The sequence below is a fragment of the Shewanella gelidii genome (assembly GCF_014647855.1).
In the GTDB taxonomy this organism is placed as follows: domain Bacteria; phylum Pseudomonadota; class Gammaproteobacteria; order Enterobacterales; family Shewanellaceae; genus Shewanella; species Shewanella gelidii.
The window spans coordinates 104,795-124,691 of sequence record NZ_BMPZ01000010.1 but is presented as its reverse complement, the minus strand read 5'-3'; the positions used below and the strand labels follow the sequence as shown (position 1 = coordinate 124,691).

The window sequence follows — 19,897 nt, the reverse complement described above, 5'->3', positions numbered from 1 at the left end:
GGCAAGTTTGGTTTCTAAGTTTGCGCGAATTCTAATGCTCAAATATTCAAAGGCGACCTAAGGGTAGCCTTTTTGTTTAATCTTTTTTGGTATGTATTTCTTGTAAGTATTCGATGTGACGAATGTCGGTTAGTTCGCAGTCGATTAATTTAATGCCTTAAAATGCAGATGCAATCTCAGACGTTTCCAATGGCGTAAACACTGGAGCTTGTTGAGACTGAATGAAGGTAACAGCTGTTTCTATATGGCCTACGAAGGTGGGCATCTTAGTTTTAAGCTCACCCTGTTTAGTAAATATGATCACCGAAAAAAAGTGCTTTTTTGCTAAGTTAAGTAAACGGGCTAGCGTTTGCACGTGCTTGTAGTTTTGTCGAATTGGGTTTTGGAATGTAAACCGAGATTTGTGAATCGTTTGCGTCCACTGAGCATGATTAGGATGACCAAAAAATCCAGCCTTGCAGATTTTTAGTTTCGATAACGAAAACGCCAAACTCTGACACAACGATATGATCAATTTGAGTCGTGCCACCATCTTCAAGCGGTAAAGTTATATTGTTCAGAATTTGATAATCCTTTGCTGGCAGTGCTGTAGCTAGTGCTTGATAGACTTTAGCCTCCCCCAGATTTCCCTTGTCTATATTGTTGCGCAGCAGAAAGAGTGCACACAAAGCAGAGTTGTAATAACAAAATCCATCTCATTATTTATTAATCCAATATATGAAGTTTGGTTCGAAAGACGAAATAAACTGCAATGTATCTAAATTGCTCCCGAATCTACATAGCTAAATTTTTATAATTTATGAGGAAATTTAAGTCAAAAAAAAGGTTGCCCAATCTGGGCAACCTGTCGCGAAAGTCTCTAAAAAGGAGACAATGATGAAAGGAGTCTTTTACTAAGCAACACGAGCTGGCGCAGTTTGTGCGACTTCGTTTTTACGGTCGCGATGGGGCACGACTTTTCCCTTACCACGCTTGGCGAGGGCGTAGTAGAACAGTGGCGTTAATATCAGGCCAAAGATGGTCACACCGATCATGCCTGAGAATACCGCGACACCAATGGCTTGACGCATTTCTGAGCCCGCGCCAGTGGAGAACACCATAGGTACGACTCCCATAATAAAGGCAATAGAGGTCATCAAAATTGGACGTAAACGCAAGCGTGCTGCTTCTAAAATGGCGTCCATCGGGCTGGCGCCTTGATCTTGCTCTTCTTTGGCAAACTCGACGATAAGAATTGCGTTCTTCGTTGCCAGTCCTACTAATACAATTAAGCCAATCTGGGTGAAAATATTGTTATCTCCGCCATAGAGAATCACGCCGCTCAGTGCTGACAAAAGCGTCATCGGGATAATCAAGATAATCGCTAGCGGTAAGCTCAAGCTCTCGTACTGCGCAGCCAGTACCATAAATACCAATAGGATCACCAGTGGGAACACCAATAGGCCTGTGTTTCCAGCCAAAATTTGCTGATAGGTTAAATCGGTCCACTCGTAAGTCATGCCATTGGGCAGGGTTTCTGCCAAGATTTGCTCAATTGCTGCCTGGGCTTCACCGCTACTAAAGCCAGCGCCTGGGCTACCGTTAATTTCCGCCGTGGTAAAGCCGTTGTAGTGCATCACGCGATCAGGCCCTGATGCTTGCTCGATGGTGATAAAAGATCCCAGCGGGATCATGTCGCCCTGCTGATTCGGCACTTTTAGTTGGCTAATTTGCCCTGGTGTTTGGCGGAAGGCTTCATCAGCTTGCATGTTCACCTGATAGGTGCGGCCAAAGCGGTTGAAGTCGTTGACGTAGGTTGAACCCATATAGGTTTGCAAGGTTTGGAACACTTGATCCAAAGACACTGACTGCTGCTTGGCCTTGGTGCGGTCAACATCAAGCTCTAACTGAGGAACATTGACCTGGTAGCTAGAGAACACACCGGCTAGGCGAGGGTCTTGCCAGGCCTTGAACATCACTTGTTGGGTCACCTGATACAAGGCTTCGTATCCATGATTGGCTCTGTCTTGAATTTGAAGACGGAACCCGCCAATGGTACCAAGACCTTGCACAGGTGGCGGCGGGAAGATGGCAATGAAGGCGTCTTGAATGCCTGCAAATTTTTGGTTGAGGGCGCCCGCAATGGCTTGCGCTGATAACTCTGGAGACTGTCTATTTTCAAACTTATCGAGCGAGGCAAACATGATGCCGGAGTTGGTGCTGTTGGTGAATCCGTTAATACTCAGGCCGGGGAAAGCTACGGCATGCAGCACACCGGGTTGCTCCAGCGCGATGGCTGACATTTGATTCACTACAGCCTCGGTGCGATCGAGAGAGGCAGCATCTGGTAGCTGGGTAAAGGCAATCAGGTACTGTTTGTCTTGTCCTGGAATATAACCTGTTGGCGTTTGGCTAAATTGCACACCAGTTAAGGCAACGAGACCGATATAGATTACGCCTACAATTGCACCGAAACGAATGACTTTCTTTACCATCCAGCCATAGCCATTGGATGCTTTAGCAAACAGGCGGTTAAAAGGTTGGAATAACCAGGTACCAAATACTTTATCGATCAGTTTGGTTAACTCGTCTTTGGGTTCATGATGCCCTTTCAGTAAAAGTGCCGATAAGGCGGGGCTCAAGGTCAATGAGTTAATCGCTGAAATAAAGGTTGAAATAGTAATGGTGAGGGCAAACTGCTTATAAAATTGACCCGTTAGACCCGTCATAAATGCGGTCGGAATGAATACCGCTGCTAGCACTAAGGTGGTTGCGACAATGGGACCAGTTACTTCGAGCATGGCTTTTTGAGTTGCCGCCATGGGGGTTAGGCCGTCTGCAAGATTACGTTCGACATTTTCAACCACCACAATGGCGTCATCCACGACGATACCAATGGCAAGTACTAAACCAAACAGAGACAGAGCGTTGAGCGAGAAGCCCATCAAGTGCATAAAGGCGAATGTACCAATCAAAGATACAGGGACAGCAACTAAAGGAATAATCGATGCACGCCAAGTTTGCAGGAAGAGCACCACCACGATAACAACAAGCAATACTGCTTCTAATAGGGTTTTAACCACTGCTTCAATCGAGCCACGTACGAAAACAGTTGGATCGTAAACAATGTCGTAGGAGAGACCGTCAGGAAAGGCTTTTGATAGCTCTTTCATTTTAGCGCGCACATCATCGGAAATTTGAATCGCGTTTGAGCCAGAAGCTTGGAATACCGGGATAGCAACAGCATCACGGTTATCTAACTTAGAGCGTAATGCATAGGTCGACGCGCCGAGTTCAACGCGAGCTACATCTTTAAGGTGAACCACTTCACCTTGCTCACCGACTTTAATAATGATGTCTTCAAACTCTTCCAGCTCGCTTAGGCGGCCTTTGACATTGATCAGCAGTTGAAAGTCAGACTCACCGCTGGGTTGTGCACCAAGGCTACCTGCAGCGGCTTGCTGGTTTTGCTCGCGCACTGCAGCAACAATATCAGCTGGAGATAGCTGACGGGCTGCAACTTTATTGGGGTCGAGCCAAATACGCAGGCTATATTCGCCAGCACCAAAGGTACGTACAGCACCAACACCTTGGATGCGGGCAAGTTCGTCCTTAATATTTAGTGCAGCATAGTTCGATAGGTAAAGCATGTCATAGCGATCATCGGGTGAGGTAAGGTGCACCACCATGGTGAGATCGGGCGAAGACTTTTCAGTGACCACCCCGAGGCGCTGAACTTCCTGTGGCAGACGCGGCATAGCGCGGTCAACGCGGCTTTGTACCTGAGATTGTGCCTTGTCTACATCGGTGCCAATGGCAAAGGTGATGGTGAGTGTCATGCGACCATCAGCGGTCGATTGTGAAGACATATATAACATGTCCTCGACACCGTTGATCTCTTGCTCTAATGGCGAAGCCACCGTTGCTGCAATAACTTTTGGGTTGGCTCCTGGATAGTTCGCGGTGACCACTACTGTTGGTGGTGCGACTTCCGGATATTCAGTGATGGGTAGCTGAAATACCGCAATTGCACCTGCAATCAGAAATAGTAGCGACAATACCGTTGCGAAAATTGGCCGCTTAATAAAAAACTGGGAAAACATAGTCTGGGTTCCTTACTGCTTAACCTTGAGAGGCTGCAGCTTGCTCTGCCGTACTGGCCGTTAGCGGTGCTTGATTAAAGATGGCTTTAGCCTGTTTGATTGCTTCAAGTTGCTGCGCATTTGCCATTGGCGTTGGCATGGGCTCAATGGTCATATTCGGGCGAACTCTTTGCAGGCTGTTGACGACGATGGTTTCTCCTGACTTAAGGCCTGAGGTAATGATGCGCATGCCATGTAGCTTTTCGCCGAGTTGCACGCCTCGATATTCAAGGCTATTGTCATCTTTTACCACCAATACAAATTTGTTATTGAGATCAGTCCCGATGGCTTTGTCGTCAACTAATATTCCTTGGTAAGCACTGCTACCTGCGATGCGTAAGCGAGCAAACAAGCCAGGGATGAGCTGGCCTTGGTCGTTGGCAAACTTAGCGCGAACACGAATGGTGCCAGTGCGTTGATCAATTTTGTTATCGACAAAATCGATGGTGCCCTGGTGGTGGAACTTTGCTTCGTTCGCTAGTGCCATTAATACTGGGTTTTCACCTGAGCGCGGATCTTGGCGTTTGTCTTGTGCTGTTAGGCGGGCATATTTCAGATAGGTTTGCTCATCCACATCAAAGTAAGCATACATATGGCTGGTGGAGACGATATTGGTCAGCACGGTTTGGCCTGCGGTAACATAGTTGCCCGCCGTGGCTTCAGCATAGGAGACTCGGCCGCTTATGGGCGCTGTAACTTGGGTATAAGCCAAATTAAGCTTAGACTGGGTGAGCGCCGCTTCGACCGACGCTACAGCTGCTGCCGCTTGATGCATATTGGCTCTGCGGGTATCGATAAGTTCTTCTGAAACCGCTTTTTGCTTGAACAGCTTGTTAGCACGGGAAAAATCGTTTTTTGCGAGGTGTTGCGCTGATTGGGCACTGGTCAGCTCAGCTTCAAGTCGACTGACTTCAGCGCTAAATACCTTGCCATCAATTTCAAATAGCACATCTCCTTGCGTTACAGCTGCACCTTCTTGAAAGTGAACTTTATCAATATATCCAGAAACCCGCGGGATCAGTGTGACTTGCTCTGGTGCTTGCAAGCGGCCTGTAAACTCGTCCCATTCGGTAATTTGCTCATGAATCACTTGGGCGACATTGACCTGTGGGGCTGCGGGCGCTGCTGCTTGCGGAGATGCCTCGGGTTGGCAAGCACTAACCAATACGGCAGAAATGCCAATGGTAAGCGCTTTTAGTGATTGCTTTAAGTTCATGTCCCGCTCCTATCTGGTATCGCCAATTGGATGCTGTGAAAATCAGCAGTAGTTAATTTATTCCGATTGGTATAAAATATTTTGTACTGAGCGGTAATATATACAAGAAATTTATCTTGTCAATATATTTTGTACCGAAGAGTATTAAATCCTGGTGAACATGAAAATCCTTCACCATGCTCGAATAAGTGGGGCAAATAGGCATCTTCTACTCAAGTGAAGTTGAAGTTAGTGTTACTAGCCTGCAAGCTTCATTGAGATTTAGGGTATAGTGTTCGGCACATGTATTTTGCTAATGTTGAGCGATTTTTATGCATGCTCAGAGATGTCACTAAGTTATGTTAATATTGTGTTAGCAGATTCAGGAATGCAGGCTGTCATTAAGGTATAGTTTTAATCACATGGTCTGTAATTGATAAAAACAGCACGTGAAATTAGGTGCGTTTGCCTTGGTAGTTGGCCGGGCAAGGTAAGAAAGAGATATAAATAAAGGAGTTCATCATGACAGCAACAAAACCCGCTTGTGTCGGTCGTCCGCGAGGATTTGATATCGATCTTGCTCTTGAGCAAGCACTAGAGGTGTTTTGGCGCAACGGCTATGAAGGAACTTCATTGGTCGACCTTACCGAAGCCATGGGGATTAAAAAGCCAAGTTTGTATGCGGCCTTTGGTAATAAAGAGCAGCTTTTTATTAAGGCCATTGAGCTTTACGAAAACCGTCCGGACTCTTTATTTCATCAAGCGATTCAGCTGGAATCGACCGCTGATTTTATTCGCAAGCTTTTGGTGGGTGGTGCGGAGCAGTTAACCGATTGTAGTCACCCGCAAGGATGTGCCTTAATTAAAAGCACACTTTCTTGCAGTGAAGCGAGTGAGTCGATAAAAACCGCACTCAATGCCCACAAAGAAAAGCATTTTTCTTATTTTCTTGGCCGCTTTGAGCAAGCAAAAGCCAATGGCGAGCTTGCCGCCGGAGTTGAGCCAATCGACATCAGTAACATTATGGGCACGTTTTTTAATGGTATGTCGATACAAGCGACGGAAGGACTTAGCCGCGAAGAGTTAAAGCGAGCCGCTGAACTTATTGCTGACAGTGTCATTGCACGCTGCTTGAATTAATTCGCAATTGTATTGATTTGATGTCGAATTAGGGTGCAGTAGGCACCCTTTTTTGTACCCAATGAAAGTCGATACTTCCTGAAGGCTATGCGCTGTGAACAAGAAGCCTTTGTGTCCTATCTGGATGTTTGCTAAATTTGCAAACCATTCTATGAAATACGTGTTTCACAACTAATTTAGGTAATGCAAGACCATGACGACAGCCAAAATCGGAATCGTGACAGTAAGCGATCGCGCCAGTGCCGGGGTTTATGAAGATATTTCTGGTAAAGCCATTATTGAAGTGCTCAATGAATATTTAACCTCGCCATGGGAACCTGTGTATGAGGTGATCCCTGATGAGCAGGATGTGATTGAAGCGACGCTGATAAAAATGGCCGATGAGCAAGATTGCAGCCTGATTGTAACGACGGGCGGCACCGGACCAGCCAAGCGCGACGTGACGCCAGAGGCAACAGAGGCCGTGTGTGACCGCATGATGCCTGGCTTTGGTGAGTTGATGCGCGCAGAGTCGCTGAAGTTTGTACCAACTGCGATTTTGTCGCGGCAAACCGCAGGCCTACGTGGTGACTCCTTAATTGTGAACCTCCCTGGAAAACCGAAGTCGATCCGAGAATGTCTCGATGCGGTTTTCCCTGCGATTCCTTATTGTATCGATTTAATGGATGGTCCATTTCTTGAGTGTGATGAAGCGGTCATAAAGCCGTTTCGCCCGAAACAAAAATAGTTCCTCAGCAAGGGGTTCGATAGTGTGGGTGACACGAAGAGGTCGTGAACTTCATGGATTGTTCTCTTGAGCATCATCAAAAGAGGCCTAAAGCATCGACTGATCGCTTTAGGCCTTTTTGTCTTCACCTAAGAAGAAACCGAAGCTATAAGCGGTTAATTTCTGTTTTGAGCTGGTGGCTATCCTCGGTCACTATTTTTTCAAGTACCTGTATTCTTTCCCGCAGTTGGTTGTTTTCCTGTTTCAGCTCGGCAACAGCAGAGTCGTTATCCTTGTTCCGAGTTTGTGCTTTTGTTTTAAGATACGACTTAAAAAGTTCTGTTGCTGTACTGCCAATGACCAACAGCACGACAAGGGCAAAAATAACGTAATCATTTTCCATAAGTAACTCCTGCAGAGATTTAAGTCGTTAGAGATGTCGCGTGTCACTTGGCACAATAAAGCCAAGTGACGCATACACGCGGGTTACAGGCCAAATACAATTTTCTCACTTTTCAAGGAGCGTTCTAGCCCAAAGGTTAAAGCAAGCGCGATACCCAATGTCGCCAGCGACGACACTGCTAATTGCACAAGTGGAATCTCTCTTCCTTTCACATAGGCCATTAACGCTTGTTGCTGGCCAGATACGGGTAGCCATTGCAATGTGTCCGGTGCAATGTCGTAACTGGCTGCTAATGCGAGTGCAGCAGGGAGCAGCAAAACGATAGTGAGATAAGATTGTGCTTCTTTAAAACTCTTGGCCATAAATGAAACGAACAATTGTGTTGCCGCGGCCATGATGGCGACGGGGAAGCCTACGGCGAGCATCACCAGCATAAAGCTAGGGTTGATATTGACAGCAAACCCAAGCTCTTGCCACGGGACAAAGGCATACGCAATTTTAGAAACGATTAGGATCAGCGCAAGCCCGAGCATGGCAAAAATGGTCACGCTAATAATCTTAGACATAACCAACTGCCAAGTACTGATAGGGTGGCTGAGCAGTAAGGCTAAGGAGTTGCGCTCTCGCTCACCGGCGCTCGTATCAATTGCTAAGTTCATACCCGAGATGAATACAGCGTAGATCATGGTGAAAATAGCAAATCCTAAGATAATGCCACCTTTCGAGTCGGCAGTTGCTTGATCTTCGACAACCACTTTGAGAGGTTGAACCACACGAGGGTCAATTCCTCGAGCAATGAGACGCAAACTGCCCATTTCACTGGCGTAGGCTTGCAATTGCTTTTTGAGGCGGCTGATCGATTTTTGTAATTTTTCATTGGAATTGTCGGCCACCAACGTTACTTCGGCACGCAACCCCTTCGCCATTTGCTCGGGGTAGTCATCCGCAATCGTCAAATATATCTCTTTGACTTTTAAGCCCGGAGTTTCGGAGCTTGCGCCGTTGTTAATCCCACTACTTGCTAGAAACTTCACTAAATCCGGGGCTTTGTCCGGATTTTGGATATGAATATTGAGATCATCGGGGCTGGTTAATTGGCTAATGAGCATCATAAACATGCCGCACATCATCAATGGCGTGCCTATGGCGTAATAGAGTCCAGCCATCACGGAGCGTTTATCGCGGGCGGCATCGATGAGCTCTTTACGAACCATGGTTAGAATACGGTTTATCATGCTGCAATCCCTTCATCTGTGCCGATTAATTGAATAAAAGCATCTTCTAATGAGGCTTTACCGGTTTGTTGGCAGAGTTCATCAGGGCTTCCTTTCGCAACCACTTTGCCGTTGGCCATGACAATCACCTGATCACAGAGTGCGGCGACTTCTTGCATCACATGACTAGAGAATAAAATGCAATGACCTTGGGTTTTAAGATCTTGCAATAAATCCCGTAGAACTCGCGTGCTCATCACATCTAAACCACGTGTTGGCTCATCGAGAATAATATTGCCGGGCTCGTGCACAATTGCCTGAGCCAGTGCTGTTTTCATTCTTTGCCCTTGAGAGAAGCCTTTGCAGCGGCGGTCAGCTATATCTGCGAGGTGTAATTTGTGAATGACTTGACTGGTGGCTTCTTTTGCCTGTTGACGATTTAGGCCACTGAGTTCAGCAAAGAAGCTGATGTACTCCCTCGGCGTTAGGCGTTCGTATAGACCAAATGGGTCGGGGAATAGCCCTAGCTCTTGTTTTGCCTGGATGGGGGATTTAGCAACATCAATACCGTTAATTTCTGCTTTGCCGGTATCGGCTTTAAGTAGACCGAATACTGTACGTAAACAGGTGGTCTTGCCTGCACCATTGGGGCCCAGAAGTCCGGTGATTTTACCGTCTTCCGCGGTAAAGCTTAAATCGTCTAATGCCTGTACATCACCGATTTTTTTAGAAAGGTTTGATACTTTAATCATAGCTGAGCCCCTGCACTTGGCGTTTCCTTGGTGCTGTTGGTCACTGTATTGGCTGGAACGGCCTCAACGGTGCTGGCATTGAGATAAAAATTGCGGCTAACATCTTTGTCTAAGCAGCTTGCATCCAGTGTCTCGACACTCAGTTGTGTCACCAATTGGTGAATGAGGTCGTTGCCGCACGATTGATATGCAACGCCGTGGGTGGCATAGGGAGCAATAAAGTGCTTGGCATTTTTCAGCTTTTCCATGGCCATTTCTCCCCAGCTCGGCGGGGTTGCTGGATCGAGCTCACCAGACAAAACTAATGTCGGAATATCACTGTCAATCGCAGCTGAAAAGTCAGCAGGAGCTGCTGGCATCTGCCAAACATTGCAGCTTTGATCAAATGAGCTGAGCATTTCTTTACCAAAATAGCTGCGCGTTACTTGGGCTCGAAACTCTGGACTAATGCGCTGCCAGTCTTCGCCACATACCACAGAAGTATGCATTCCCATTGCGATACCTGTGCTATCAATGGTCATGGCATACAGCCCCATGATGGCTTGATAGTTTCCTTGGGCGGCTTGATGGATTGCATGGGGTATTAATGCGCGAACATTCGGGTTATAGAGCGCCATTCTGAGTGCCCCAAGAAATTTATTGAGGGTCATCGTTAACTGAGTCGTTTCACCCGTTAAAGGGTCGTTGACTTGGCTAATAGTTGCTTGTGCTGCGAGGTCTGCTTTTACTGACGATAGCTCAACTGCTAATTGAGGAAACTGCTGCTGACATAGGGTATTGGCTTCGCAATCTTGTAGTAGTTTGTCAAAGCCGCGCTCAATGGCATCCCCAATCGCAATCACACTTTGTTGCATAGGAACCACACCATCAAGAGTCACCGTTAATAAATGCTGTGGATAGTGGCGCATATAAAGCTGCGCCATACGCGTGCCATAGGAAATACCATAGATATGTAACTTGCTATAGCCTAAATGGGTGCGTATCGCTTCGAAGTCATGCAGCGCATTGATGCTCCCGTATTGGCGAACGTCAGTGCCATCTTTTGTGAGGGTATCTAAACACTTCTGAGTTTCTTCAGCGGTATTAAATGTGCTTTCGTCAATCGCCAGTGCTCCTTCAAAACCTTCGCCCTCACACTGTAAAAGGTTCGATTTGCCGGTGCCTCTTTGGTCAATGAGTAAAATATCCCGCTGCTGGCGAACCTTATTTAGCATACGATCAAACCCTGCTGCGTTCTCTATTGCTGATTGCCCGGGCCCACCGGCTATTGCAAGTAGTGCTTCTTGAGGGTGAGTATTTTTTATTGCGGGTAATACGGCAAAATGAACATCAATCACTTTTCCGTTTGGTTGCTCTGGATTTTCAGGTACGGTGATATAGCCACATTGAAGTCGCTCTGATAGACCGTCTATATAGCAAGGCTGAGTGACGAACTGGGCATGATTGCTCGTAGACTCTGGCGCTGCTTGAGCGCTTGAAATGAGTGTAGCCGTGGAGACCATCAGCGCTAAAGCGGCTAGGGAGCGACGTATTGGTGGCGCTAAGCGGCTGAGATTCATTTTCCCTTTATGCATGGGAGGATTTCCTTATTTGATATTTGCCTACACTGTGGTAATTTATAAGTGTATCGGTGTATCAATGTATTAATACAGTGTGTAAAGGCTAATGTTAGAATTACTCAATGTCAACCCCAGTAGTGGTGAACCCATTTATCGACAATTAACTGAGCAAGTGGTTCGGTTGATTGTGGGTGGCCAGTTACAAAGCGGACAAGTGTTACCGTCTGTAAGACAAATGGCAGAGCACCTTGCGGTCAATCCGATGACCGTTTCGCGCGCTGTTCAACAACTTGTGGAGCAAGGTTGGCTGGAGCGCCGCCGTGGTCAACCGACAAGGGTCGCCGCAAGAGAGTCTAACTCGGCTCAAGATCAAACCACCCTCATGACACCGCAAATCGACGCGCTCATTGCCCAAGCGCAACAGCTCGGGATCCCTCTAGAAACGTTACAAGCTTTGCTACAAAAGCGCTGGTCAAACAAATAAGGAATGATTCGTTATGCAAGCAACTGCAACTCCCATTTTAAAGTTTGATCAAGTTTGTAAGTCATTTGAGTCAAAACGAGCACTGAGTCAACTTAGCTTTCAAATCTCTGCTGGCATGGTGGTTGGCTTATTGGGTCAAAACGGTGCTGGTAAATCTACATTGATACGTAGTGCCCTTGGTATTGTGGCGGTGGATAGCGGTCAGGTGCAAACTTTGGGGGAGAATCCCTTGCAGTTAACTAGCGATGCAAAACAGCAAATTGGCTATGTGGCACAGCAGTCTTTTGGTTATGAAGGGTTTACCGTGGAACGAGCACTGGATTTACACCGTAGCTTTTATCCGGATTGGGATATTGCGTTGGAGCAGGATTGGTTGCAGCGTTTTGAGCTCGATGGTCAACAGCAAGTACAGCGCCTTTCTATTGGGCAAAGGCAGTCACTCGCTTTAATTATGGCTATGGCTTATCGACCAAAATTATTGGTGCTCGATGAGCCAGTGGCGAGCCTTGATCCGATAGCTCGGCGGCAGTTTATGGCTGATCTATTTGATTTGGCTTTGGACTCAGGGTCTGCGGTATTGTTTTCTTCCCATATCACTTCAGATTTGGAGCGAGTAGCGAGCCATGTCGCCTTGATGCGTCATGGCGACTTGTTGCTATTTAAAGAAATTGATGCCTTGCGTGAAGAGGTTCGACTGATTAAGTTTGAACAATCGCCACCGCATGATTTGCCCGCCGGCCTCACCATATTAAAACGTAAGGATTGCCAGCTGCTGGTGGATGGTTATCAGGGGCAAGCATTTACCACACCTTGCCAAGTTGAATCGCTGAATCTTGAACAATTGTTTTTGGAGCTTCATCAATGATGCCAAATGGTTCAATACTGCGTGGGGTGATGCGGCTCTGGTTTTATGATCTGGGCAGTGTCAGTTTTTTAGGAACCGGTCTACTGGGTTTTGCGTTGGCAGTGCTGATAAGTTTTGGGGGCGACTTCGAAACCATTGGTATTTTGTTGGCCATGTGTGTGGTGTCGACCAGTGCGGCAATCGCTTGGCAGTTTATTCGACTCAATGCCACGGAGTGGGCGAATATTGTGCCGCAATATCAGCGTCTAGTGCTCAAGCAGGCGTTACTGATCTGCGCTGTAGTTGTTTTCATGTGCGCAATGGTAGCAATACTAACTCAAGCATTCACCTATGTGCTGGTTGCCGCGGCTTTGGGAAGTGGATTTGTTTATGTGTGTTTGCGGCGACCTAAAGCATTTTTCGCCTCCTTCTTTCTTTACCTTTGCATCCCTTTTATGGACATGGTGATTCTGGCATTTCCAGTCTCAACTTGGCTGTTAGCGTGTCTGTCTATTGGTACTTTTTTAATTCTCATTGCTAGGCATTATCAGCAAGCTTCTTGGCAGGAGCAGGCGCGACCTGTGTACTTAAATGGAATGGAAATGGGCTGGTTTTGGCTACCGAACTTGCGATCTGGCAATGTTGTGAATCGAGTGGAGCGTTTTCTACATCCGGTGAATTTCTTCATTGGTCCCATGCTAAGTATGATGATTATTGGCCTACCTCTCGTTGCGATTTTGCTTGCAGCTGTGGGAGCCACTTTTGCATTGGATATTCCGATTCTGTTTTTGATGGCGCAATTTTCAATGCTTATCTGTGCTTTAGTGCATTGGAGCCGAGTACAGCGTTGGCGAGCAACTGAACTATTGTGGATGATGCCGGGTTATAGCGGTCGCCAAGGTATGGTTGGCGCATTTTTTACCGCACAATTGCGACTGCTTTCGGTGTTAATGGGAAGTGTGGTGTTAATTATTGCTGTGTTGGCGGTCATGGGGAGTCCAGCAGGCACTATGATTTATAGCCATATAATTCTCAGTACATTTTGGGGTTGTAGCTTTGTGCTTGGGCTAGGTTGTGTGAGTCGTGATGCCAAACAAATTACTCTCACGATGTTGGTGGTTATTGTGCAATCTGCTTGGGTGTCCTGGGTGCTGTTATTGCTTAGGGATGAGAGTCATTCCAATGGGTGGGTTATTGCTGTGAATCTATGCCTGAGCGGCATAGCAATTGGTGCGTTGCTTTGGGGGAAAACACAATTGTGGCGTAAAGATATCCTGCAACCTTAGTTGCAGAGATGCGACGGCAACCTTATCTGTAACAAAATGGTGGCTTTTGTAGCAGATTTAACACAAATAGAGCAAAAACTCTTAGTGTTTGAGCGCGAATCGCGTAGAATACTCGCAATTTGTGAACACCTGTACGCTAAAAAAGGTAAGCCATTCATGTCTCTTGAGCAATTTCATGTAGTTCGTCTGCTAGAGCAGCAAGTCAAAGTCCTGGAAGACAAAATCGCCCTGGAAGGGTTCGAAATGGCCGCCCCTTGGGACAGCGTAAGCTGGCGCAAGTTTGGTCAAATCACTGAGCAGGTCGCACAGGTGTTAATTGAGCTCGGGTTAGCACGTCAAGATCGCGCTGTGATTATGTCGCACAACTGTCCACAGTGGACCTGTGCTGACGTCGGCCTCTTAAAAGCTCGCGGTGTCATCGTGCCGATTTACCCCACAAGTAGCCAAGATCAAGCGGTTTATATCGTCAACGACTCTGAAGCCAAATTTATTTTTGCAGGCGATGAGAAACAATATCAAATGGCTTGCGAGCTGCAGCAACAATGCCCTAGCGTCGAGCACATTATTGTATTTGACCGTTCCGTTACGCTTACGGATAGTGCACATACCTACTTTGATGACTTGTTAGCACAGAGCGTCTCCGAAGCGACAGTGAATGAGCTTGCTGTACGCATGCAAAAAGATGACCTCGATGAGTTGTATACCTTGATTTATACCTCGGGTACTACGGGGGATCCTAAGGGCGTTATGCTTGATCACCGTAATTTTGCTTCAATGGTTCGCCAACATGATACAAAACTGCCTTTCGTTGCCGGTGATGTCTCTTTAGCCTTCTTACCGTTAAGCCATGTATTTGAACGTGGCTGGACAACCTATGCTCTGTGTCGCGGTGGTAAGAATGTTTATCTTAATGACCCGATGCGAGTAAAAGATGCGTTGACGATTGTTCGACCACATACATTGTGTGTCGTGCCGCGCTTCCTTGAGAAGATATATAGTGCGGTGCAAGAAAAAGTGATCACCGCTCCAAGTTCACGACAAAAAATGTTTGCGTGGGCGATGTCTGTCGGTCAACGTCAATTTGAAGTTAAGCAAGGTCGCGCGCAAGGTTCTATGAGATTAAGTGTGCAATGGGCGCTCGCCAATAAGCTCGTTTATAGCAAGTTGCAGGATGTGCTGGGTGGTCGTATGAAGTTTATGCCCTGTGGCGGTGCTTCATTAGATTTTAAAATTGCTGGTTTTTTCCAGGGCATAGGAGCTCCCGTTTTGTGTGGCTACGGGCTTACGGAAACCTTGGCAACGGTAACCTGTAATACTTTAGACAACCGAGTGCTTGGCTCAAATGGCCAAGTTATGCCTGAAGTGGAAGTTAAAATTGGCGCGAATGATGAAATCCTTGTTCGTGGAACCACTGTGATGCGTGGGTATTATAATCGTCCACAAGATACAGAAGCAGCATTTGAAGAGGGTTGGTTTAAAACCGGAGATGCTGGCCATTTAGATGAAAATGGTAACTTATTTATCACGGATCGCATTAAAGAGTTGATGAAAACCTCAAACGGTAAATATATTGCGCCGCAACGGGTTGAGGGGAAGGTTGGTTGTTGCCCATTCATTGAGCAGGTCGCGATTGTTGCCGATGCGCGTAATTATGTCACTGCGTTGATTGTACCCGCCTTTGAGTCGCTAGAAGCTTGGGCAAAAGATAAAGGGTTGAACTACGAGTCCCCCCTTGAGTTGCTGCGTCATAGCCATGTCGTTGAGCATTTTGAGCAAAGACTAAAAGCACTACAGCATGAGTTAGCTGGATTTGAACAAATCAAGAAGTTTACGCTGCTGCCTGAAGCATTCTCGACCGAGTCAGGGCTGATTACGCCAACATTAAAATTACGACGCAAGATGATCTATCGTAAATATGCTCGCGAGATTAACGCGATGTATGGCAATATTTAACCTTAGAGCAAGAATTTGAAAGGCACCCTAGGGTGCCTTTTTTGTTGCCTTCATATTCGCAATACATTACCTTTTGCTGATGTATCTGCTTTGTTTGAGTGCTTAAATGACAACTTTTTTTGAAATGGATATTCAGCCTCGGTTTAGTGAGACCGATGGTTTAGGTCATATTAATAACACGGTGATCCCCGTATGGTTTGAAGCGGCTAGAGAACCGATTTTCGAAATATTTAATCCTGAACTTGAGCTACATCGTTGGAATTTAATTTTGGCAGGCTTCAATGTTTCGTTCGCCGCGCCAACCTTCTACGGAAAAGCTGTCACAGTCAAAACCTGGATTAGTCGTGTTGGTAACTCAAGTTTTGAAGTGAGTCAAAGTTGCTGGCAGCAGGGTAAATTGACTGCACAAGCGACCACCTCGATGGTGCACTTTGATTATGGTGAAGAGTGTAGTCAAATTATCCCCACAGACATAAAGGAAAGGCTGGCGCAGCTGACGGGAAAATAAGCCGATTTAGCGTTGCAATCGGCGTTTGAGATATCGGCAGCACCGCTAAGCTTTTGCTGCTTCTTGAGCCTTTAATACATCGACGAGCTCAGGGGGCAGATCCATTTTTTGACCGGTTTTAAAGTCATACATCACGACCAATGAGCTTCCGGTGGTCGTGATGACCTTCTGGGCTTGGCTGAATACTGCATAATTCATTAAAAATCTATCTTGCCCAATATCGCTAATATTTACTCCGACAAGTAGGCTGTCCGGAAAGGTGACAGGACGCCGGTATCGGGCTTGGTTCTCACTGATTATCGGCCCAATCTGCATTTTCTGACCTTGTTCGAGAAGGCCTAGCTGGCCAAAAAAATCGATTCGCGCCGTTTCGAAATAACGAAAATACACCGCATTATTAACATGTTGTAGGGCATCCATTTCACCCCATGCGACGTTTATTCTTGTGTGGACAGGGTATTGGCTTAGAAATTGTTCCATTTTCAAACGCTCGTTTAATCTAAAGGTTCAGCTTAACAGTCTCTATTTAGGTTGGGCAAGGGCAGCGCTGTAAAATTAATCATGTCTCTGGGGATGCGAAGATGACTGAGCTGAATTGAAACCAATAAAAAAGAGGCCTTAGGCCCCTTTTTATTTGGTTGTTCTGAGTAATTAGCTAATTTTTAAAGCGTCAAAACTTGTGACTTGTTTAAAGTCGCCTGTTCTTTGATCACTGCTGCGAACCATTTGGCAGGTTTGCATGCCCGCAGCATCAGCGGCCTTGAGCTCTTCGACGATATCTGAAACAAATAAAACCTGTTTCGGGGTCATGCTGACCGTGTTTAGGATATTCGAATAGGCTTGCTTATCTAACTTATTCCCTGTGCGTGTATCAAAATGACCATCAAATAAGTGAGTAAGGTCGCCGCCGTCACTATGGGCGAATAGCAGCTTTTGTGCGTCGACAGAACCAGAAGAGAAGCTATAAACTCGGACGTTGTTGTCTTTAAAGTGTTTAATTGCATCAATAAAGTCTGGAAAAATATGCCCTTTAAACTTGTCATCGCGATAACCCTGTTGCCAGATCATCCCTTGTAATGTCTTCAATGGCGTGACCTTGCGGTCTTCTGCTACCCATTGCTGCAAGATCTCAATCACTCGCTCAAGGCTCGCTTCAGGTTCCAGTGCGATATCTTTGACATCAGAAATACAGATGTCGACCAAAACATTGTCTTGGTTTTTGGTGAGGAACTCAGGCAGTACTTCAGCAGAATAAGGAAATAGCACATCCTGAATAAAGTTCAGATCCGTTGTGGTGCCGGCAGTGTCTACAACGATGGCTCTAATACCCATAATATTCAGATTCTCCAATAACCCTTACTGGCGCCTTGTAAAAAACTGTGCGGCAAGTCAGGTTTCTATTTTATTGACTAGTTAACTCCGATCCTAAGCTGTATTCATGGCTTTGGCTAGCTTTTCAGCGTTGAATTGTTAAATTATCGGGGGATTATCTCTCCCTTTTTAATCACTTGCTGGCATGGATTTACACCATAGCTATAAGCAAGTGCCGCAGGGCTTTCGATATCCCACAAACAAAAGTCTGCTTGCATGCCAACATCAATGACACCAATTGTTTGTTCAAGCCCCAGTGCCTTTGCTGCATTGCGAGTCATACCACATAAGGCTTCTTCCGGTGTTAAACGCATTAAAGTGCATGCCATATTGAGCATCAGTAAGCTCGAACACAGAGGCGATGAGCCAGGATTAAAGTCACTAGCCACCACCATAGGAACTTGATATTGACGGAGTAAATCGATGGGGGGCAGTTGTGTCTCCCGTAAAAAGTAAAAAGCGCCCGGCAGCAGCGTGGCACAGGTGCCACTTTGACGTAAGGCTTTGACGCCAGCTTCATCGAGGTACTCAAGATGGTCAACCGATAGTGCTTTCAATTCGGCTGCAAGTTCACTGCCACCTAGATTTGCAAGCTGTTCTGCATGCAGCTTAATGCCAAGTCCGGCAGCCTTTGCTGCTTGCAAGATACGTTTGGTTTGCTGTAAGTCAAAAGCGATAGACTCGCAAAAGACATCCACGGCATCCGCCAGATTGGCTGTAATCACTGCCGGAAGCATTTCGTCGACAATGAGATCGACATAGCCGTTCGGATTATCTTGGTATTCGGCGGGAAAAGCATGGGCACCAAGGAATGTGGTTGTAACATCAACGTGATGATGTTCACCGAGCGCTCTTGCTACACGCAGCAGCTTTAATTCTGTTGCTGTATCGAGGCCATACCCTGACTTGATTTCGACGGTAGTGACCCCCTCTCTTGCAAGAGCGTTCAGGCGTTGCCTACCTAGCTCAAAGAGTTCTGATTCGGAAGCATGACGACAAGCTTGGACGGTGGACAATATGCCGCCCCCTGCTTGCGCTATCTCTTGATAGCTTGCGCCTTGTAGGCGTTTTTCAAATTCATCAGCTCGACTACCCGCAAATACTAAATGGGTGTGAGCATCGATAAGCCCTGGGGTGATCCATCCCCCTCGTCCACGAAAAATGGGCGTGGACAGGCTGTCGAATTTAGGCAATGCATGACGAGCCCCCACCCACACCACTTTATCGCCTTTCACAGCAAGTGCAGCATCCTTAATCGCCCCATAAGGCTCGGAATGATCGGCTTGCATGGTTGCAATATTGATATCTATCCAGACTTGGTCCCACAACATTGGGTCTGACGACATGGGCTGCCTTCCTTTTTTATCCGTTGACCAAAATCTTGTTCACCCTGAGTTTTTGGCCTGATTTAGAGTCGTAAACACGCTCGATTGTGGCGATGTGAATCAATAGCGCTCACCTGTTCGAAATACGCCTATCAACATGAACACTTTCTGGCTTTGCAAGTCGCATCAGGTTGCGAGTATGAAGTGACTTGCACAAGCTTGTATATACAAGCTAGGATTATAGCGGGGTTTTTAATCAGGTCAAAAATCCAAACGAAATCTTTTTAGAGAGCCTTGCAGCTAATCATGCTGCTTTTCAATGAGTCAGGTTGATGAGTAAAGCGAAATACCACCAGATCAAAATGCATATTACGGCGAAGATAGAGCAAGGGCTATGGCCTGCACATCAACGCCTTCCGTCCGAAAATGAGTTTGCTACTCAGTTTAATTGTAGCCGCATGACAGCAAGGCGTGCTGTGACAGAGCTATGTGAAGCGGGCGTGTTGGTGCGCTCACAAGGTTTAGGAACCTTCGTGAGTGAACTGAAATCCCAGTCTTCAATGATGGCAATTCGAAATATTGCCGACGAAATTATGCAAAGAGGTCATGGCTATAGTGTGACTCAATTGCAGTTGCAACGTATCCCAGCAGATGCCGCTACAGCAATCGCTCTTGGTTTAGAAGAGGGAGTTTCTGTATTTTTCTCATTGCTGGTGCATGCCGAGCAAGGGGAGCCGATTCAACTGGAAGAGCGCTATGTCAATCCGTTGTTAATTCCAGAGTATTTACAACAAGATTTTCAGGCGCAAACGCCCCATGAATATTTATCGCGCATAGCACCGCTAACCCAAGGGCAACACACAGTCGAGGCAGTGACCGCGTCACCGCGCCAGCAGCAGCAATTAGCGATCGACTCAACTGAGCCCTGTTTACTGATTACGCGACGCACTTGGTCGAGCCAAGGTGCAGTGAGTTTTGCAAGACTCCTTCACCCTGGTAGCCGTTTTCGTTTGGGTGGCCAAATTCAGATTTAGCG

Annotated in this window: 19 protein-coding genes; 8 read left to right on the top strand and 11 right to left on the bottom strand. The window is 46.5% G+C overall.

Annotation, left to right across the window (positions count from 1 at the left end; all coding sequences use genetic code 11):
- Nucleotides 1–157: 157 nt before the first annotated feature.
- From IEY18_RS17525 to IEY18_RS15105, 4 genes are all read right to left on the bottom strand, one after another.
- Complete coding sequence (locus IEY18_RS17525) at nt 158–532, bottom strand: nuclease-related domain-containing protein (RefSeq protein ID WP_373290759.1); 375 nt, start codon at nt 530–532, stop codon at nt 158–160.
- Entirely contained in the window at nt 432–668 is a 237-nt protein-coding gene (locus tag IEY18_RS17520; protein ID WP_373290758.1) for a nuclease-related domain-containing protein, read from the bottom strand. The genes IEY18_RS17525 and IEY18_RS17520 overlap by 101 nt, the downstream gene beginning before the upstream one ends.
- A gap of 225 nt (nt 669–893) precedes the next feature.
- Nucleotides 894–4,082, bottom strand: a complete 3,189-nt coding sequence (locus IEY18_RS15110; protein ID WP_188922330.1) for an efflux RND transporter permease subunit — start codon at nt 4,080–4,082, stop codon at nt 894–896.
- Between the two features lie 19 nt (nt 4,083–4,101).
- Nucleotides 4,102–5,337, bottom strand: a complete 1,236-nt coding sequence (locus IEY18_RS15105; protein ID WP_188922328.1) for an efflux RND transporter periplasmic adaptor subunit — start codon at nt 5,335–5,337, stop codon at nt 4,102–4,104.
- A gap of 501 nt (nt 5,338–5,838) precedes the next feature.
- Here IEY18_RS15105 and IEY18_RS15100 point away from each other — a divergent pair.
- Nucleotides 5,839–6,456, top strand: a complete 618-nt coding sequence (locus tag IEY18_RS15100) for a TetR/AcrR family transcriptional regulator (protein WP_188922326.1) — start codon at nt 5,839–5,841, stop codon at nt 6,454–6,456.
- 193 nt (nt 6,457–6,649) lie between these two features.
- Entirely contained in the window at nt 6,650–7,183 is a 534-nt protein-coding gene (gene mog / locus IEY18_RS15095; protein ID WP_188922324.1) for a molybdopterin adenylyltransferase, read from the top strand.
- Between the two features lie 145 nt (nt 7,184–7,328).
- Here the strand turns inward: mog and IEY18_RS15090 are convergent, their stop codons facing one another.
- The 4 genes from IEY18_RS15090 to IEY18_RS15075 form a co-directional block, all read right to left on the bottom strand.
- The gene (locus IEY18_RS15090; RefSeq protein WP_188922322.1) at nt 7,329–7,565 is read right to left on the bottom strand and encodes a hypothetical protein; all 237 of its coding nucleotides are present in this window, start codon (nt 7,563–7,565) and stop codon (nt 7,329–7,331) included.
- A gap of 83 nt (nt 7,566–7,648) precedes the next feature.
- Nucleotides 7,649–8,797: an ABC transporter permease gene (locus tag IEY18_RS15085; RefSeq protein ID WP_188922376.1), complete on the bottom strand. Its 1,149-nt coding sequence runs from the start codon at nt 8,795–8,797 to the stop codon at nt 7,649–7,651.
- The gene (locus IEY18_RS15080; protein ID WP_188922320.1) at nt 8,797–9,531 is read right to left on the bottom strand and encodes an ABC transporter ATP-binding protein; all 735 of its coding nucleotides are present in this window, start codon (nt 9,529–9,531) and stop codon (nt 8,797–8,799) included. Before IEY18_RS15080 ends, IEY18_RS15085 begins: the two co-directional genes overlap by 1 nt.
- Nucleotides 9,528–11,105: an alpha/beta hydrolase gene (locus IEY18_RS15075; RefSeq protein WP_188922318.1), complete on the bottom strand. Its 1,578-nt coding sequence runs from the start codon at nt 11,103–11,105 to the stop codon at nt 9,528–9,530. The genes IEY18_RS15080 and IEY18_RS15075 overlap by 4 nt, the downstream gene beginning before the upstream one ends.
- A gap of 91 nt (nt 11,106–11,196) precedes the next feature.
- Between IEY18_RS15075 and IEY18_RS15070 the strand changes: the two genes are divergently transcribed.
- From IEY18_RS15070 to IEY18_RS15050, 5 genes are all read left to right on the top strand, one after another.
- Nucleotides 11,197–11,574 carry a GntR family transcriptional regulator gene (locus IEY18_RS15070; protein WP_188922316.1) on the top strand — a complete coding sequence of 126 codons (378 nt, stop codon included), beginning with the start codon at nt 11,197–11,199 and terminating at the stop codon, nt 11,572–11,574.
- A gap of 13 nt (nt 11,575–11,587) precedes the next feature.
- Nucleotides 11,588–12,439, top strand: a complete 852-nt coding sequence (locus tag IEY18_RS15065) for an ABC transporter ATP-binding protein (protein ID WP_188922313.1) — start codon at nt 11,588–11,590, stop codon at nt 12,437–12,439.
- A complete protein-coding gene (locus IEY18_RS15060) occupies nt 12,436–13,704 on the top strand; it encodes an ABC transporter permease (protein WP_188922311.1) in 1,269 nt (422 codons plus the stop codon). Before IEY18_RS15065 ends, IEY18_RS15060 begins: the two co-directional genes overlap by 4 nt.
- Nucleotides 13,705–13,860: 156 nt before the next feature.
- A complete protein-coding gene (locus IEY18_RS15055) occupies nt 13,861–15,657 on the top strand; it encodes an AMP-dependent synthetase/ligase (RefSeq protein WP_188922310.1) in 1,797 nt (598 codons plus the stop codon).
- A gap of 106 nt (nt 15,658–15,763) precedes the next feature.
- Nucleotides 15,764–16,165, top strand: a complete 402-nt coding sequence (locus IEY18_RS15050) for an acyl-CoA thioesterase (protein WP_188922308.1) — start codon at nt 15,764–15,766, stop codon at nt 16,163–16,165.
- Between the two features lie 45 nt (nt 16,166–16,210).
- Here IEY18_RS15050 and IEY18_RS15045 read toward each other — a convergent pair whose 3' ends face one another.
- The 3 genes from IEY18_RS15045 to hutI all read right to left on the bottom strand — a co-directional run bounded on the left by IEY18_RS15045 (nt 16,211) and on the right by hutI (nt 18,867).
- On the bottom strand, nt 16,211–16,645 hold the full coding sequence (locus IEY18_RS15045; RefSeq protein ID WP_188922306.1) for an acyl-CoA thioesterase: 435 nt from the start codon (nt 16,643–16,645) through the stop codon (nt 16,211–16,213).
- Nucleotides 16,646–16,816: 171 nt separating this feature from the next.
- Nucleotides 16,817–17,497 (bottom strand): acireductone synthase, encoded by a 681-nt coding sequence (mtnC, locus tag IEY18_RS15040; RefSeq protein WP_188922304.1) that lies wholly within the window; start codon nt 17,495–17,497, stop codon nt 16,817–16,819.
- A gap of 143 nt (nt 17,498–17,640) precedes the next feature.
- A complete protein-coding gene (hutI, locus tag IEY18_RS15035) occupies nt 17,641–18,867 on the bottom strand; it encodes an imidazolonepropionase (RefSeq protein ID WP_188922374.1) in 1,227 nt (408 codons plus the stop codon).
- A gap of 326 nt (nt 18,868–19,193) precedes the next feature.
- On the opposite strand from hutI, the gene hutC reads away from it, so the two are divergent.
- A complete protein-coding gene (hutC, locus tag IEY18_RS15030; RefSeq protein ID WP_188922302.1) occupies nt 19,194–19,895 on the top strand; it encodes a histidine utilization transcriptional repressor HutC in 702 nt (233 codons plus the stop codon).
- Nucleotides 19,896–19,897 lie beyond the last annotated feature (2 nt).

What these genes read in the sequence shown, in the direction of transcription:
- mtnC (WP_188922304.1), bottom strand. Translation starts at nt 17,497, where the DNA reads ATGGGTATTAGAGCCATCGTTGTAGACACTGCCGGCACCACAACGGAT.
- mog (WP_188922324.1), top strand. Translation starts at nt 6,650, where the DNA reads ATGACGACAGCCAAAATCGGAATCGTGACAGTAAGCGATCGCGCCAGT.
- IEY18_RS15090 (WP_188922322.1), bottom strand. Translation starts at nt 7,565, where the DNA reads ATGGAAAATGATTACGTTATTTTTGCCCTTGTCGTGCTGTTGGTCATT.
- IEY18_RS15065 (WP_188922313.1), top strand. Translation starts at nt 11,588, where the DNA reads ATGCAAGCAACTGCAACTCCCATTTTAAAGTTTGATCAAGTTTGTAAG.
- IEY18_RS15070 (WP_188922316.1), top strand. Translation starts at nt 11,197, where the DNA reads ATGTTAGAATTACTCAATGTCAACCCCAGTAGTGGTGAACCCATTTAT.
- IEY18_RS17525 (WP_373290759.1), bottom strand. Translation starts at nt 532, where the DNA reads ATGGTGGCACGACTCAAATTGATCATATCGTTGTGTCAGAGTTTGGCG.
- IEY18_RS15050 (WP_188922308.1), top strand. Translation starts at nt 15,764, where the DNA reads ATGACAACTTTTTTTGAAATGGATATTCAGCCTCGGTTTAGTGAGACC.
- IEY18_RS15055 (WP_188922310.1), top strand. Translation starts at nt 13,861, where the DNA reads ATGTCTCTTGAGCAATTTCATGTAGTTCGTCTGCTAGAGCAGCAAGTC.
- IEY18_RS15080 (WP_188922320.1), bottom strand. Translation starts at nt 9,531, where the DNA reads ATGATTAAAGTATCAAACCTTTCTAAAAAAATCGGTGATGTACAGGCA.
- IEY18_RS15045 (WP_188922306.1), bottom strand. Translation starts at nt 16,645, where the DNA reads ATGGAACAATTTCTAAGCCAATACCCTGTCCACACAAGAATAAACGTC.
- IEY18_RS15060 (WP_188922311.1), top strand. Translation starts at nt 12,436, where the DNA reads ATGATGCCAAATGGTTCAATACTGCGTGGGGTGATGCGGCTCTGGTTT.
- hutI (WP_188922374.1), bottom strand. Translation starts at nt 18,867, where the DNA reads ATGTTGTGGGACCAAGTCTGGATAGATATCAATATTGCAACCATGCAA.
- hutC (WP_188922302.1), top strand. Translation starts at nt 19,194, where the DNA reads ATGAGTAAAGCGAAATACCACCAGATCAAAATGCATATTACGGCGAAG.
- IEY18_RS15105 (WP_188922328.1), bottom strand. Translation starts at nt 5,337, where the DNA reads ATGAACTTAAAGCAATCACTAAAAGCGCTTACCATTGGCATTTCTGCC.
- IEY18_RS15075 (WP_188922318.1), bottom strand. Translation starts at nt 11,105, where the DNA reads ATGCATAAAGGGAAAATGAATCTCAGCCGCTTAGCGCCACCAATACGT.
- IEY18_RS15110 (WP_188922330.1), bottom strand. Translation starts at nt 4,082, where the DNA reads ATGTTTTCCCAGTTTTTTATTAAGCGGCCAATTTTCGCAACGGTATTG.
- IEY18_RS15100 (WP_188922326.1), top strand. Translation starts at nt 5,839, where the DNA reads ATGACAGCAACAAAACCCGCTTGTGTCGGTCGTCCGCGAGGATTTGAT.